The sequence below is a fragment of the Erythrobacter westpacificensis genome, assembly GCF_039542285.1.
GTDB classification, from domain to species: domain Bacteria; phylum Pseudomonadota; class Alphaproteobacteria; order Sphingomonadales; family Sphingomonadaceae; genus Alteraurantiacibacter; species Alteraurantiacibacter westpacificensis.
The window spans coordinates 117,629-129,850 of sequence record NZ_BAABHV010000005.1 but is presented as its reverse complement, the minus strand read 5'-3'; the positions used below and the strand labels follow the sequence as shown (position 1 = coordinate 129,850).

The following is a 12,222-nucleotide window of genomic DNA, read 5'->3' as shown; positions in this document are numbered from 1 at the left end:
GCGCCCCGCCAGCGTCACCTAGGCCCCTATGAGCGATGATACACCCGACAGTCTGATCCCGTACGACGAGATCGTGCAGGAGGCGCTTCGTGCCGTGGTCGGGCGTGTCCTGGGCCAGGTGGAGCGCGACGGCGGCACCCTGCCGGGCAGCCACCACTTCTACATCACGTTCAAGACCGGCGCGCCGGGCGTCGATATTCCCAAGACGCTGACCGAGCGTTTTCCCGACGAAATGACCATCGTCCTGCAGAACAAGTTCTGGGACCTTGAAGTCACCGATCGCGGGTTTTCGGTCGGCCTCAGCTTCAACCAGATCCCCAGCAAGCTGGTCATTCCCTTCTCGGCCATTACCGCGTTCGTCGATCCCGCCGTGGATTTCGGCCTGCAATTCCAGGCGGCTGTCGAGGACGAGGAACCCGCAGCGCACGACGATGCGGAGAACGATGCGCCCGATGGCGAGGAACGCCGCTCCATCGAAGACGTTGCCAAGAGTGAGGACGGCTCTAACGTCGTCACGGTCGATTTCGGCCGCAAGAAATAACCGGGCTTGGATTTCGCGGGCCCACAAGGGGCAGCGATGAGCGACAATCTCGACCGTGATGAAATTCACCGACTTGTAAGAGCGCGGCGCGGCAAGACCGGCAACGTGCCCGGCCCGACGGAGAACCCTGCAACCAACCTGATGCTCGCCGACGTGGTGATGCGGATGGGCTCCTATGTCCTGCGCGGCGGAGTGGAGAAGGCGTTTCTCAAGAAGCGCTACGACGACGAGACCGTCAAAGATATCAAGAACAACCGCTCGATCTGGCGGACCCTGAGTTCGATCGCCGTGGCCAAGTTCGCCACGCGCTCCGTCCCCGGTGCAGCCATCGTGGGCACAGGCATCCTCGGCAAGGTGCTCTACGACCATTCCAAGGCCCGCCGGTCGCAAAAACGCGAAGGCGACGCGCAGCTTATCGAACAGGCGAACGAGGATAGCTGAGCCCCGCGGGCTTGATCCATCCCCTGCCTCGCCGCATTAGCGGTGAATGACCGAATCTTCCCCTTCCAGCTCGCAACCGCTCGCTCGCCGCGGCCTGATGTTCATCCTGTCCTCGCCGTCTGGCGCAGGCAAGACGACCATCGCGCGCAAGCTGCTGGCGGAAGTGGATGGCATCGGCATGTCGGTTTCCGTCACCACCCGGCCCATGCGACCGGGAGAGGTCGAGGGCAAGGACTACCACTTCGTCGACCAGGCGACATTCGACGCCATGGTGGAGAACGGCGAGTTCCTGGAATGGGCGAAGGTTTTCGGCAATTGCTACGGAACGCCCAAGGCCCAGATCAAGGCAGGCCTGAAGGCCGGGCAGGACTTCCTCTTCGACATCGACTGGCAAGGAACGCAGCAGCTTTACCAGCGCATGGAAACGGACGTTGTCCGCGTGTTCCTGCTACCGCCCAGCATCGCAGAGCTGGAACACAGGCTGCGTTCGCGCGGGACGGACAGTGACGAGGTGATCGCTGCGCGCATGGACCGCGCCCGGTTCGAGATCAGCCACTGGGACGGATACGATTACGTCGTCGTCAACGACGATATCGCGGGCTGCTATGACAAGGTGCTGACCATCCTGGAGGCAGAGCGCATGAGCCGCGCGCGCCAGACGGGCCTTGTCGACTTCACCCGCTGGCTGATGCAGGAACCGTCAGAACCGGCGCGACCAGCGTAGCGCAGCCCCCACGTCGTCGGCGGCATCCGCGTAGTGCCCCGGCTCGTGTCGCAGGAAGAGACTGGCCGCTGCGCTACCGCCCCAAATCGGCCCGATCCACGCCAGTTCGCCTGTAACTTCGCGGCCCCCGGGTGAGAGAGACAATCTCTGCACGCCGTATTCGGCGGTCAGGGTGTCGTAGCTGAACGACGTCGGCAGGTTGAGATCGAGGCCGCCCGATGCGACGCGCAGCGGCTGCGAGATGCGCAGCGCCAGTCGGTCGTTTGCTGCAAAGACTCCTGATCGCTGTAGATCGAAGGACCAGGCATTGCTCGAAAGGCCGGAGCCATCGGCCAGCAGAGGAGCACTGCGAAGGCGGGTGAAACCCTGCCTGTAGGCCGCGCCCAACCGCCAGTTGTCGGCGAAGCGCCAGCCAAGGTCGGTGTCGATGAACACGGTATCACTGCCTGCCAGCCCGAAGCCTTCGTGGAAGCGCGCGCCCAGCACGGTGCTGTCCTCCGCGGTCCAGGTCAGGCTTGTCGCTATGTCGAAAGCGCCGAACTGCCGGTCGAGGGAAAGGGCGAAGCTGGCGAGGTCTTCCTCCACCCGCTGTCCGCGAAGCTGCGCGGCGCGGCGTTCGGCAGCGGCGCTGATGGTGGAGCCGGTCTGCGCGCTGACGGTGAGGCCCCAGTCTCCCACCTGCCGCCGAAGCGCCACCGCGCTGTCGGCCATCGCCAGCATGCCATCGTCGTCAGTGCCACTGGCGGCAATCATGAAGGCCGGGCGGTCACGCCCTTGCATACCCGCCACGAGCCCGTCGGCGGACTGGCGGTAGGTGAAACCAAGCTGGGTGTTGGGCGACAATCGCAGGGCAACGCGCGCTGCCAGCACGCGGGCCCGATCCGCATCTTCGGATTGCAACAGCAGGATTTCGGCGCGCGGCGGCTGCCTGCCACTGGCATCGATGGAGAAAGCAACGCTCGCCCTCGAAGACCCGCCGGAAATGTGGCACGCACCCTGCCCCACGGCTCCGTGCAGGCGCTCGGGAATATCCGCCCCGCGCAGCGTGCCTGCCAGATCGGTAGAGAAGGCGCGCTGGTAGCGGTCGGTCACCAGCGTCTGAATGGACGCGGCACTGAAGGCGTCTCCCATCGCTGGCGAAGCGACGGCAGTGCTGTCAGCCAGCGCCAAGGCCGTAGTTTCGCCCGCGATCTGCGTCGTGCCAACAGGCTGGAAAGCGCGGGCCACATTCAGGATACCACGGCCATAGACGGAATCGTCGCCAGCCGCCCCTGCATCGAAAGCCGTCTCCAGCAGGATCTCGGCAATCTGGTTGCCCGTTAGGTGCGGGAATGCCTGCGCCAGCAGGGCGGCTGCCCCCGCGACCTGAGGAGCAGCGAAGCTGGTGCCGGAATAGAGGAAGACGAAGCCCTCCTCGTCGACGAAGATTTCCCCGTCCTCGTAGACGCAGCAGATTCTGTCTCCCCGCGCGGCGAGGAAGTATTGCGGGTTCGCCCCGGCGCGGTTGGAGAAATCCGAGATGGTGTAGTCCTCGTCCACCGAGCCGACGATGATGACCCCACCGTTTCCAGCATCGCCCAGCATCTCGGCAAAGGTGGTCAGTTCACCGCGTCCGTCATTCCCGGCCGCGACCACGACCAGCACGCCCGCATTGACGGCGTTCGTCACCGCCGATCGAAGCGCCTGGGTAATTCCACCGGGCCCGCCCAGCGAGATGTTGATGACCTTGGCATCGTTGGCCACGGCATGATCGATGGAATCGGCAATCGCGCTGTCGAGAAAGCCGCACTCGGTACTCGGGTCTTCGGGATTGTCGCCCCCGCACGATCCCGGCTCGTCCGCCCGGATGGCAAGAATGGTCGAATCGAAGGCCATGCCGACAACGCCCGTGCCATTGCGCGCGGCCGCTGCCACCAGCGATACCAGCGTGCCGTGATCGTCCGGCCCCTCTATCCCGCGGCTGCCGTAAATATCGGTCGAAGCGGGTGAGATGCGGCCTGCGAACTCGGGGCTGTCGGGATCGATGCCGGTGTCGACCACGGCGATCGTCACCCCGTCCCCTGTAAAGCCGTCGTCCCACGCACTCGCGGCATTGTGCTGGCCTGGTCCGTCCGATCGGCGGAACTCCGGCGTGTTGAACGCCTGGGGTGGCGCCACGACGGGGAAGGCGGCGGCAGGAGGGGGCGTAGGCGTCGGTGTCGGAGTGGGCGTCGGAGAAGGCGTAGGCGTTGGCGTAGGCGTCACGGGAGGCGGGGCCGAGACTGTCGGTCCACCGCCGCCGCCTCCGCACGCTGCCAGCAGTGCAAGGGAGGCCGCCATGCCCGCCGCTTGCAGATTGCGCCAGGAGTCCGCTGTTCTTGTCCGTGTCAAATCAGATCCTTATCCGCCCTGTCGACCCTGAGCGGTTCGTTCCATAACTTGCCCTGAACGCGACCATGTGTCCAACGCCGGTGTGCGATACGGCAATGACGTTGCCATCGTGCTTGTAACGGCCGCTGCATCGGGCTAGCCGCCGTTGCAGATTCAGCACCAGGCAAGAACACCAGCAGGGAGCCACCACACATGTCCGCCGACCTTATCGCATCAATCGAAGAGGCATGGGAAAACCGCGCCGAGGTGACCCCGGCCAGCAGCGACGTGCGCGCGCCCGTGGACCAGGCCCTGCAAATGCTCGATTCGGGGGAAGCGCGCGTTGCGCAGCCCGATGGCAATGGCGGCTGGGTGGTGAACCAGTGGCTGAAGAAGGCCGTCCTGCTCTCCTTTCGCCTGCACGATAACCGCGTGATGCAAGGTGGCAGTGCCGGAGCAGATGCTTACGACAAGGTGCCCAGCAAGTTCGCCGGCTGGGGCGAGCAGCGCTTTGCCGAAGCGGGATTTCGCGTCGTGCCGGGCGGCGTTGTCCGCCGAGGCAGCTTTATCGGTCGCAACACCGTGCTGATGCCCAGCTTCGTGAACATCGGTGCCTATGTCGATGAAGGCACGATGGTGGACACCTGGGCCACGGTGGGTTCCTGCGCGCAAATCGGCAAGAACGTGCACATCTCCGGCGGCGCGGGCATCGGCGGCGTGCTGGAGCCGTTGCAAGCCGACCCCGTCATCATCGGCGACGGCGCCTTCATCGGCGCGCGGGCCGAAGTGGCCGAAGGGGTTCGCGTCGGCGAAGGCGCAGTGCTTTCGATGGGCGTTTATCTTGGCGCGTCGACCAAGATCGTGAACCGCGAAACGGGCGAAGTACACCGCGGCGAAGTGCCGCCCTATGCCGTGGTCGTACCCGGCAGCCTGCCCGGCAAACCCCTGCCCGACGGATCGCAGGGCCCGAGCCTCTATTGCGCCGTGATCGTGAAGACCGTGGACGCCCAAACCCGCTCCAAGACCGGAATAAACGAGCTTCTGCGCGATTGATTATTGCGCCATCCGGGGCTTACCTGCTTTGGTCTGTAAAGCGGCGCTGAACGGAACTTTTGCCGCCAACGCCCGTAAAGCGCATAAGGGTCTGACTGGAGCAAAGGCATAATATCATGAACGAAGAACAGAACGGCGAAATCCATATCGATGACGAGAAGGCATCGGGCGGTTCGAAAGAAGGCGTGGTGCGCTGGGTGCTGCTGATCAGCCTGCTGGCGGCCATCCTCATCCTTTCGATCATCTGGATCACCGGCGCATTGACGCAGGACGATACGGAAGAAGAAGCCACCATCGTCTACAGCGAGGAATAATCGCGAAACTTTCGGGATCGCAACCGGGGCAAGGCGCGTTCTTGTCCGCATAAGGAGACCGAAAGTCATGAGCAATTCAAACAGCTTTCAGACTGGCCAGTACGTCCAGTGGGACTGGGGCAACGGCACCGCCTCCGGCCAGATCGAGGATCGCTTCGAACGTGAAGTGACGCGCACCCTGCAAGGTAGCGAAATCACCAGAAAAGGTGACGAGGACAATCCCGCCTATCTCATCAAGCAGGAAGATGGCGACAAGGTGCTGAAGCGCGGTAGCGAACTGGAGGCGCAGGACTGATGCCGGCAAAATCCAAAGCACAACAGAAAGCCGCAGGCGCGGCCCTTTCCGCCAAGCGCGGCGAGACCAAGGTCTCCGACCTGCAGGGCGCATCGAAACAGATGTACGATTCCATGAGCGAGGACGAGTTGGAGGACTATGCCTCCACCGATCGCGAAGGCCTGCCCGACAAGGTCGACGGCGACGATTGATGGCCTCCGACGAGCGGGACGAGACCTACTCCGAGTTCTACGATTGCGTGAACATGCAACCCAGGGAGCTGGAGGAGTGGCTGGAAACAGAGAAATCCCGGTCGGTTGGCGACAGCGACAGTGGCGAAAGCACGGGCCACCGTTCCGGTCGCCGCATCGTTGAGATCAAGCGAACCAAGAAGGACGACCTGACCGACGGTCAGTGGGACCACATGGAAAAGGTGATCGGCTACGTCCACCGCCACCTCTCCCAGCGACCAGACGGCGATGTGAAGGACACCGACTGGCGCTATTCGCTGATGAACTGGGGCCACGACCCGTTGAAAGATGACTGAAGCGCTGCAAACCGAAAACCACAATCTGGACCGCTTCGTGCGCGCCCAGGCAGGCATTTACAGGACGGCGCTGGCAGAGCTGCAGGCAGGCGAAAAACGAACGCACTGGATGTGGTTTATCTTCCCCCAGATGCAGGGCCTCGGCAAAAGCGCCAATGCGCGCACCTATGCCATCCATTCACGCGAGGAGGCGCGTGCCTACCTCGATCACGAATTGCTCGGCCTCCGCCTGCTGGAATGCACGCAGGCCATGCTGGCCCATGCGGGGATGCGCAAGCCGGTGGAGATACTCGGCCCCATCGACACGATGAAGTTTCGCAGTTCGATGACCTTGTTCGAGGCGGTGGCTGACGATCCCAAGCCGTTTGCGCAGGCACTGGACCAGATGTGCAACGGAGACCGCGACAAGGCGACGCTGGAGTTGATCTAGCCGGTCGGCGTCTCGAGCGGAGGCGCGCCCGCCTGCCCTGCTGCGTAAGCTTCCGCCCCACGCATCACGCGCAGCATGTTGCGGTAGGAAATCTTCTCCAGTTCGGCCTGCGAATACCCGCGCCGTGCCAGTTCGGTGAACAGCGCGGGATAGCCTGTCACGTCCTCCATTCCCACGGGTCCGTTCGGCATACCGTCGTAGTCGCCGCCGATGCCGATGTGATCGATCCCGACAACATCGCGGATATGGTCGATATGGTCGGCATAGTCGGCGATGGTCGCCTCCGGCATCGGGTTGGTCTCGTCCCATTCGGCGAGGCCCGCTTCCACGAGGTCTGGCCTGCCCTGCCACCAGGCTTCCAGCCGCGCCTGCTCCGCCTGCCGCGCGGCGTACCACGCGCGCTGTGCCTCGCTCAGATAGCCGGGAAGGCCCACGGCCATAACGATGCCGCCGTTCTCCGGCAGGCGCGCCAGAACGTCGTTGGGCACGTTGCGGGCATGTCCGTTCACCGCGGAAGCGCCGGAATGACTGAAGATCACCGGCGCGCCGACCACGTCGAGCGCGTCGTGCATGGTGGCAGGCGATACGTGGCTCAGGTCCACCAGCATGCCGAGGCGCGCCATCTCGCGCACCACCAGCACGCCGAATTCTGTCAGGCCATCGTGCTCGGGATCATCGGTCGCAGCGTCCGCCCATGGCGTGTTGCGGCTGTGGGTCAGGGTCATGTAGCGCGCGCCAAGGTCGTACATCTGCCGCAGCACGGCGAGGCTGGAGCCGATGGAGTGGCCGCCCTCCATGCCGATCAGCGAAGCGATCCGCCCTTCGGCAACGGCGGCTTCCACATCGTCCGCCGTCAGCGCCAGTGCGAGGTCTTCCGGATAGGCGGCGACCAGCCGCTTGGTGATGTCGATCTGCTCCATCGTCATCTGCACGGCCTCGGGCTCGTCCAGCGAAGCCGGCACGTAGACCGACCACCACTGCGCGCCCACCATCCCTTCGCGCAGGCGGGCAAGGTCTGTATGCATTTCGCCCGCCGTCCACTCGTCTCCTTCCAGCGTGTCGTGGAAATCGAAATCGGCCAGCACGTTGCCGTGGCGACTGCGCAAGCGACCCGGCACATCGTTGTGGCCGTCCCACACCGGCGCAGCCTCCAGTGCGGCGCGCGCCTCCTCTTCGGGGGAGGTCTGTGCGGCAAGGGGCGGGGAAAGGGCGGCAGTGGCCAGCAGGGTGGCGGCGAGGATGGTCCTTGTCATGGCTGCAACTATGCGCTTTTCGGGCAGCCAGGCAAGACGAGGAACGACGATGACGACAGCCGAAGACCTGATCGCCAAGCTGGGGCTGGAACAGCATCCCGAAGGCGGATGGTACCGCGAGACATGGCGGGCAGACGCCGCAGGGGGCGAGCGCGGCAGCGCCACGGCCATCCTGTTCCTGCTGAAGACCGGCGAGAGTTCACACTGGCACACGGTGGACGCGACCGAGATCTGGCTGTGGCACGCTGGAAATCCGCTCGATCTCTCTCTCGCCGATCCCACCGGCAGCGCCACCGCAGAGGTGCGCCTTGGGCCGGACATCATGGCCGGCCAGCGCGTGCAGCAGGTGATCCGCCCGGAGGAATGGCAGGCCGCCAGCTCGCTGGAAGGGCCGCACGATTACACGCTGGTCTCGTGCGTCGTCTCCCCGGCGTTCGAATTCGAGGGTTTCACCCTGGCCCCGCCGGACTGGCAACCGGGAGACGAACTGCCGTGACCCGCACGGCGCTGACATATCTGCTGGCCCTGTTCTACGCTTACGCCGGATACCGGCATATCGTGGGACCTGCTCCCTTCCTCCAGATCACGCCCGAATGGGTACCCTGGCCCGAGAGCGTGATCCTTTGGACCGGCATCGCCGAAATCGCCGGGGCCTTGGCCCTGGTCCAGCCGTGGTCGCTCAGGCTGCGGCAGGCGGGCGGTATTGGCCTCACGCTCTATGCCCTGTGCGTCTGGCCGGCCAACGTGAACCACATGCTGATGGACATGGCGTCGCCTGATGGCGGATGGGGCATGGCTTACCACGGCCCGCGCATGGTGGCGCAGCCGCTGCTGATCTGGCTGGCGCTGTGGACCGGGCGCGTGACCGACTGGCCGTTCGCCCGTCGGGCAAAGGGGTGAGCAGCCCCGCATCGGCACGGTCGCCGACGTGGAGCTACCCACCTTTCGGAGCCTAGCCCGGAGCAAGAATGCCCAGAGCTGCGATCGATCCGCAAATCACCAGGATCGTCGCAATGACGAAAAGCCAGTCCTTCAGCGTGAACTTCTCGAGGTGTTCCGCCTTGAACCGGAGATAGTTCGGCGTGAGCGCATCGGTACTGGCGATGCTGGCGACCTCGAGCGCGCTGGCTTTGGCAAACCACCGCTTCAGTTCGAGAAGTTCGTCATTGGTGATATCGGGATAGGCGGCAAGGATCGTCGACGCACGGTCGAAACGATCCACCGGGCCGACATGGCCCGCTGATGTGTCTGTCATAAAATGTCCTGAAAACAAGCATGTATTCACCGCCCGCAAGCAGGCGGCACGGTTCAGGACAGGGCGGGAGGCCGCCTGGGATTGGCAGCCGGCGGCATCGGCCAGGGCAACGGCGGGGCCGTCTGGTATTTTCCGGGCCAGAAATAGGCAGGCCCCTCGGCCACTTGTGCCAGAGGCTGGGAAGCCGGCACCACGTCCGGCGTCGGTGCGGGCACGACCTTGAGGACAATCTCGGCATCCTCACGCGCGACGAGCGAAACCTCGCTCGTGCTTGCGCTGAATGCCGAACCGCCGCGCTCGACATAGCCCGGCAAGGGGCCAGTCGGGATCGCATGCAGCGCAATCACGCACAGCATCGCCAGCAGAACGGCGCGCGAACGGCTGAGGATGGGCATGCGACTGATCACGGGCGCCAGATAATATCCGGCAACCCCGGTGACAATCGCGGGCTGCGCAAATTTCCCGGCGGCCGGGCCGCCTTCGGCACCGAGGCTAGTCTTCCTTGCCCGCCACGCCGTAATTGATCTGTGCGTTCCGGGTCTTCTGGAATTCGGGCACGGTCATGCCCTTCATCGCGGCGTAGATATCGATGTTGCCGATGCCGGTGACGGCGCCGAGCTTCTCCAGCATGAAGAAGATCACGCCGTAATGGATCATGCCGATCCAGTCGCGTGTCCGTACCAAGCGCTTTTCCTCGTCGGTCAGCCCGGCTTCTTCCATCGCCGCTTCCTCGTCGGTGCGGAACTTGCCGCGCACGGTGGGATCGGTGAGGGAGTGGAGGAAGTGGTTGAGGCGGAAACCCTTCACGCTGCGCTCGATGGTGAAGGGATAGGTGCCTTCCATCTCTTCCGCGCCTTCGTAATCGTGATCGGCGCGGGCGCGGGTCTTGGCGGGGTCTTCCACCGGGGCCTGTTCGCCCTTTTCCTCAAGGATCATCGTGGCGATGGGGCACATGGAGGGCAGGAAATAGGTCTTGTGAGTGCATTCGACCTCGGCCGCCAACGCGCCGCGCATCATCAGCCACATGACGACTTCCGCGCCTTCCCAGCCGCCCAGCTTGGCAAGATCGGCGATGGTCATGTCGAGCAGGCTCTCGGGGTCCTTCTCCAGCCGCTCCATGAACTCGGCATCCCATTCGGGATTGTTGAAGCCGCAGCCTTCGCCGTGGACCTGATGCGACAGGCCGCCGGTGCCCGCGATGGCGACCTTGATATCCTCGGGATACGAAAGGATGGCCTGGCGCAGGCTCTTGCCAAACTTGTAGAACCGGCGCGCGCTGGGCAACGGCACGGTGAGGACGCCGCAGACGATCGGCAGCAGCTTGCATGCCCAGCCGCTCTCGTCATCGTAATCGACCATGACGGACAGCGGCGAGAAGGCGCCGTGGTCCAGCCCCTTGCCCTGAAAGTACGACAGGTCGAATTCGTTGGCCACCATCACGCGGGCCACGTGCTCGGCAAACTTGGGGTCGCCCTTGATCGCGGGAATGTCGCGCGGGCCGCCGCCTTCGTCCGCTGCCTTGAATTCCTCACCCACGCCCAGCGCGAAGTGGCTGTAGTGGTCGAAGAACGAGGTCATGTGGTCGTTGTAGATATAGACCAGCACATCGGGCTTCTTCTCGCGAAACCACTCCTGCACCGGTTCGTAGCCTTCGAAGATCGGCTTCCACACCGGATCGTCGAACTTCTTCGCGTCCTTGGCGAAGGCGATGGTGGGGGTATGCGAAGTGGCGACGCCGCCGACGATCTGGGCCATGTTCAGTAAACCTTTCCTCTCGGGCGGATCACACGCAGCCGCCTCCGTTATTTTCCTGCACTGTGCCATGTGGAACGGCTTTGCGGCAAGTCAATAATCCGCAAATGCGAAGAGTTCGGATATCTGAAATCGGGTTTTGCGATTATCTGCGCGAAGTGCGCAAATAAAACGGGCGCGCGACTCTCGCCGCACGCCCGTCCATTCTGTCTCGATTGACAGGTGTCGCTCAGCTCATGTGCTTGGAGACGGCACCGGTCATCTTGAACATGGAGATCTGATCGTTGCCGATCACCGCGCCCAGCTTGGCGTCGGGGTTGATCATCCGCTTGTCCTTGGAATCCTGCAGGTTGTTAGCCTTGATGTGATCCCACACCTTCTTGGTCACCTCGGCACGGGTCATCGGACCCTTGCCGACCACCGCTTCCAGGTCCGACGAGAGGTTCACCGGCTTGTTCAGCGCGTTGTTCTTGGCAGCCATTTCCTTGGTATCCTTTCACTCAAAAATAGCCGAACGGGGTTAGCACCCTTCATTCGGCTTCGTCTTCATCATTCCAGTCGTAATCCCCGCCTTCTTCGCGGGCGTACGTTCCGGTCAGAATTGCCACGCCAAGCACGTGATCGCGCATGGCACTTTCAAGCTCCTCGCGACTGGCGCCGGGCATCTGCACCAGCGGCAGGTCCAGCGCGAACAGCTGGAATACGTAATCGTGCGGTTCGTGCCCGGTCGGCGGATCGGGCAGCAGCCACTCGGAATTGCCGAACGAGTTCTTGCCCACGCGCGGCGGCACCTCGCCCTCCAGCAGTTGCCCCTTCTGGCCGGGAAGACCCCAGACCAGCCAGTGGCAGAACGGCTCTGGCGCCGGCGCGTCCGGGTCTTCCACCACCAGCACCAGTTCCTGCGTGCCCGACGGCGGCGCGGACCATTCCAGCGGCGGCGCGACGGCGTCTTCCTCGTCGGCAGTGAAGCTGGGGTCCAGTTCCTCGCCATTACGGAAAGCGGCCGATTTCAGTTCGAAGCCCGACTTGCCCACCAGCGCCTCGTCACCGAGCTTGGCGACCATCAGCTTGCCATGGCCGGCGCGCACGTTGCGGAAGGCCTTGCCCAGCCATGCGGGGACGTTTTCGAGCATTCTTGTAATCCTTGGTGTTTTTCGACGGAGCAGGGCCGCGATGTGCAGAATGCGCCCCAGCATTTCAAGGGGGGCTTTTCAAGCTGGCTCTCCCTTCCGGCTGTTGAAGGTTTGCGCGGACGGCCGCGAAAGGACCATTTCGGTTGATCGTCGTTG

General features: G+C 63.8%; 18 protein-coding genes. 11 read left to right on the top strand and 7 right to left on the bottom strand.

The window, feature by feature from the left end:
* Positions 1-28: 28 nt before the first annotated feature.
* Genes ABFX23_RS03115 through gmk form a run of 3 tightly spaced genes read left to right on the top strand, consistent with a single transcriptional unit; the run spans position 29 to position 1,706 of the window.
* Complete coding sequence (locus ABFX23_RS03115) at positions 29-541, top strand: SspB family protein (RefSeq protein WP_346031667.1); 513 nt, start codon at positions 29-31, stop codon at positions 539-541.
* 36 nt (positions 542-577) lie between these two features.
* Complete coding sequence (locus ABFX23_RS03110; protein WP_346031666.1) at positions 578-982, top strand: hypothetical protein; 405 nt, start codon at positions 578-580, stop codon at positions 980-982.
* A gap of 46 nt (positions 983-1,028) precedes the next feature.
* On the top strand, positions 1,029-1,706 hold the full coding sequence (gmk, locus tag ABFX23_RS03105; protein ID WP_346031665.1) for a guanylate kinase: 678 nt from the start codon (positions 1,029-1,031) through the stop codon (positions 1,704-1,706).
* On the opposite strand, the gene ABFX23_RS03100 is transcribed toward gmk, so the two are convergent.
* On the bottom strand, positions 1,683-3,863 hold the full coding sequence (locus ABFX23_RS03100) for a S8 family peptidase (protein WP_346031664.1): 2,181 nt from the start codon (positions 3,861-3,863) through the stop codon (positions 1,683-1,685). The genes gmk and ABFX23_RS03100 overlap by 24 nt on opposite strands.
* Positions 3,864-4,268: 405 nt before the next feature.
* On the opposite strand from ABFX23_RS03100, the gene dapD reads away from it, so the two are divergent.
* The 6 genes from dapD to ABFX23_RS03070 all read left to right on the top strand — a co-directional run bounded on the left by dapD (position 4,269) and on the right by ABFX23_RS03070 (position 6,673).
* A complete protein-coding gene (gene dapD, locus ABFX23_RS03095; protein WP_346031663.1) occupies positions 4,269-5,108 on the top strand; it encodes a 2,3,4,5-tetrahydropyridine-2,6-dicarboxylate N-succinyltransferase in 840 nt (279 codons plus the stop codon).
* Between the two features lie 116 nt (positions 5,109-5,224).
* Positions 5,225-5,422, top strand: a complete 198-nt coding sequence (locus tag ABFX23_RS03090; protein WP_346031662.1) for a hypothetical protein — start codon at positions 5,225-5,227, stop codon at positions 5,420-5,422.
* Positions 5,423-5,489: 67 nt separating this feature from the next.
* Positions 5,490-5,717, top strand: coding sequence for a hypervirulence associated TUDOR domain-containing protein (locus ABFX23_RS03085; RefSeq protein ID WP_346031661.1), 228 nt, complete (start codon positions 5,490-5,492; stop codon positions 5,715-5,717).
* Positions 5,717-5,908, top strand: coding sequence for a DUF3008 family protein (locus ABFX23_RS03080; RefSeq protein ID WP_120077779.1), 192 nt, complete (start codon positions 5,717-5,719; stop codon positions 5,906-5,908). Before ABFX23_RS03085 ends, ABFX23_RS03080 begins: the two co-directional genes overlap by 1 nt.
* On the top strand, positions 5,908-6,243 hold the full coding sequence (locus ABFX23_RS03075; RefSeq protein ID WP_346031745.1) for a DUF3140 domain-containing protein: 336 nt from the start codon (positions 5,908-5,910) through the stop codon (positions 6,241-6,243). Before ABFX23_RS03080 ends, ABFX23_RS03075 begins: the two co-directional genes overlap by 1 nt.
* The gene (locus ABFX23_RS03070) at positions 6,236-6,673 is read left to right on the top strand and encodes a DUF1810 domain-containing protein (protein WP_346031660.1); all 438 of its coding nucleotides are present in this window, start codon (positions 6,236-6,238) and stop codon (positions 6,671-6,673) included. The genes ABFX23_RS03075 and ABFX23_RS03070 overlap by 8 nt, the downstream gene beginning before the upstream one ends.
* Here ABFX23_RS03070 and ABFX23_RS03065 read toward each other — a convergent pair.
* Entirely contained in the window at positions 6,670-7,926 is a 1,257-nt protein-coding gene (locus ABFX23_RS03065) for a dipeptidase (RefSeq protein WP_346031659.1), read from the bottom strand. The two genes, ABFX23_RS03070 and ABFX23_RS03065, sit on opposite strands and share 4 nt — an antisense overlap.
* 49 nt (positions 7,927-7,975) lie before the next feature.
* Here ABFX23_RS03065 and ABFX23_RS03060 point away from each other — a divergent pair, with 49 nt between their 5' ends.
* Positions 7,976-8,422, top strand: coding sequence for a cupin domain-containing protein (locus ABFX23_RS03060; RefSeq protein WP_346031658.1), 447 nt, complete (start codon positions 7,976-7,978; stop codon positions 8,420-8,422).
* The gene (locus ABFX23_RS03055; protein WP_346031657.1) at positions 8,419-8,826 is read left to right on the top strand and encodes a DoxX family protein; all 408 of its coding nucleotides are present in this window, start codon (positions 8,419-8,421) and stop codon (positions 8,824-8,826) included. The genes ABFX23_RS03060 and ABFX23_RS03055 overlap by 4 nt, the downstream gene beginning before the upstream one ends.
* A gap of 52 nt (positions 8,827-8,878) precedes the next feature.
* Here ABFX23_RS03055 and ABFX23_RS03050 read toward each other — a convergent pair whose 3' ends face one another.
* From ABFX23_RS03050 to ABFX23_RS03030, 5 genes are all read right to left on the bottom strand, one after another.
* Positions 8,879-9,181, bottom strand: a complete 303-nt coding sequence (locus ABFX23_RS03050; protein ID WP_346031656.1) for a hypothetical protein — start codon at positions 9,179-9,181, stop codon at positions 8,879-8,881.
* Positions 9,182-9,234: 53 nt separating this feature from the next.
* Positions 9,235-9,576, bottom strand: a complete 342-nt coding sequence (locus ABFX23_RS03045) for a hypothetical protein (RefSeq protein ID WP_346031655.1) — start codon at positions 9,574-9,576, stop codon at positions 9,235-9,237.
* Positions 9,577-9,673: 97 nt separating this feature from the next.
* The gene (locus tag ABFX23_RS03040) at positions 9,674-10,936 is read right to left on the bottom strand and encodes a gallate dioxygenase (RefSeq protein WP_346031654.1); all 1,263 of its coding nucleotides are present in this window, start codon (positions 10,934-10,936) and stop codon (positions 9,674-9,676) included.
* A 226-nt stretch (positions 10,937-11,162) separates the two neighbouring features.
* Entirely contained in the window at positions 11,163-11,414 is a 252-nt protein-coding gene (locus ABFX23_RS03035; protein ID WP_119586923.1) for an SWIB/MDM2 domain-containing protein, read from the bottom strand.
* Positions 11,415-11,463: 49 nt separating this feature from the next.
* On the bottom strand, positions 11,464-12,066 hold the full coding sequence (locus ABFX23_RS03030) for a YbhB/YbcL family Raf kinase inhibitor-like protein (protein ID WP_346031653.1): 603 nt from the start codon (positions 12,064-12,066) through the stop codon (positions 11,464-11,466).
* Positions 12,067-12,222 lie beyond the last annotated feature (156 nt).

What these genes read in the sequence shown, in the direction of transcription:
- ABFX23_RS03065 (WP_346031659.1), bottom strand. Translation starts at nt 7,926, where the DNA reads ATGACAAGGACCATCCTCGCCGCCACCCTGCTGGCCACTGCCGCCCTT.
- ABFX23_RS03110 (WP_346031666.1), top strand. Translation starts at nt 578, where the DNA reads ATGAGCGACAATCTCGACCGTGATGAAATTCACCGACTTGTAAGAGCG.
- ABFX23_RS03030 (WP_346031653.1), bottom strand. Translation starts at nt 12,066, where the DNA reads ATGCTCGAAAACGTCCCCGCATGGCTGGGCAAGGCCTTCCGCAACGTG.
- ABFX23_RS03050 (WP_346031656.1), bottom strand. Translation starts at nt 9,181, where the DNA reads ATGACAGACACATCAGCGGGCCATGTCGGCCCGGTGGATCGTTTCGAC.
- ABFX23_RS03070 (WP_346031660.1), top strand. Translation starts at nt 6,236, where the DNA reads ATGACTGAAGCGCTGCAAACCGAAAACCACAATCTGGACCGCTTCGTG.
- dapD (WP_346031663.1), top strand. Translation starts at nt 4,269, where the DNA reads ATGTCCGCCGACCTTATCGCATCAATCGAAGAGGCATGGGAAAACCGC.
- ABFX23_RS03035 (WP_119586923.1), bottom strand. Translation starts at nt 11,414, where the DNA reads ATGGCTGCCAAGAACAACGCGCTGAACAAGCCGGTGAACCTCTCGTCG.
- ABFX23_RS03080 (WP_120077779.1), top strand. Translation starts at nt 5,717, where the DNA reads ATGCCGGCAAAATCCAAAGCACAACAGAAAGCCGCAGGCGCGGCCCTT.
- ABFX23_RS03060 (WP_346031658.1), top strand. Translation starts at nt 7,976, where the DNA reads ATGACGACAGCCGAAGACCTGATCGCCAAGCTGGGGCTGGAACAGCAT.
- ABFX23_RS03045 (WP_346031655.1), bottom strand. Translation starts at nt 9,576, where the DNA reads ATGCCCATCCTCAGCCGTTCGCGCGCCGTTCTGCTGGCGATGCTGTGC.
- ABFX23_RS03090 (WP_346031662.1), top strand. Translation starts at nt 5,225, where the DNA reads ATGAACGAAGAACAGAACGGCGAAATCCATATCGATGACGAGAAGGCA.
- gmk (WP_346031665.1), top strand. Translation starts at nt 1,029, where the DNA reads ATGACCGAATCTTCCCCTTCCAGCTCGCAACCGCTCGCTCGCCGCGGC.
- ABFX23_RS03085 (WP_346031661.1), top strand. Translation starts at nt 5,490, where the DNA reads ATGAGCAATTCAAACAGCTTTCAGACTGGCCAGTACGTCCAGTGGGAC.
- ABFX23_RS03040 (WP_346031654.1), bottom strand. Translation starts at nt 10,936, where the DNA reads ATGGCCCAGATCGTCGGCGGCGTCGCCACTTCGCATACCCCCACCATC.
- ABFX23_RS03075 (WP_346031745.1), top strand. Translation starts at nt 5,908, where the DNA reads ATGGCCTCCGACGAGCGGGACGAGACCTACTCCGAGTTCTACGATTGC.
- ABFX23_RS03115 (WP_346031667.1), top strand. Translation starts at nt 29, where the DNA reads ATGAGCGATGATACACCCGACAGTCTGATCCCGTACGACGAGATCGTG.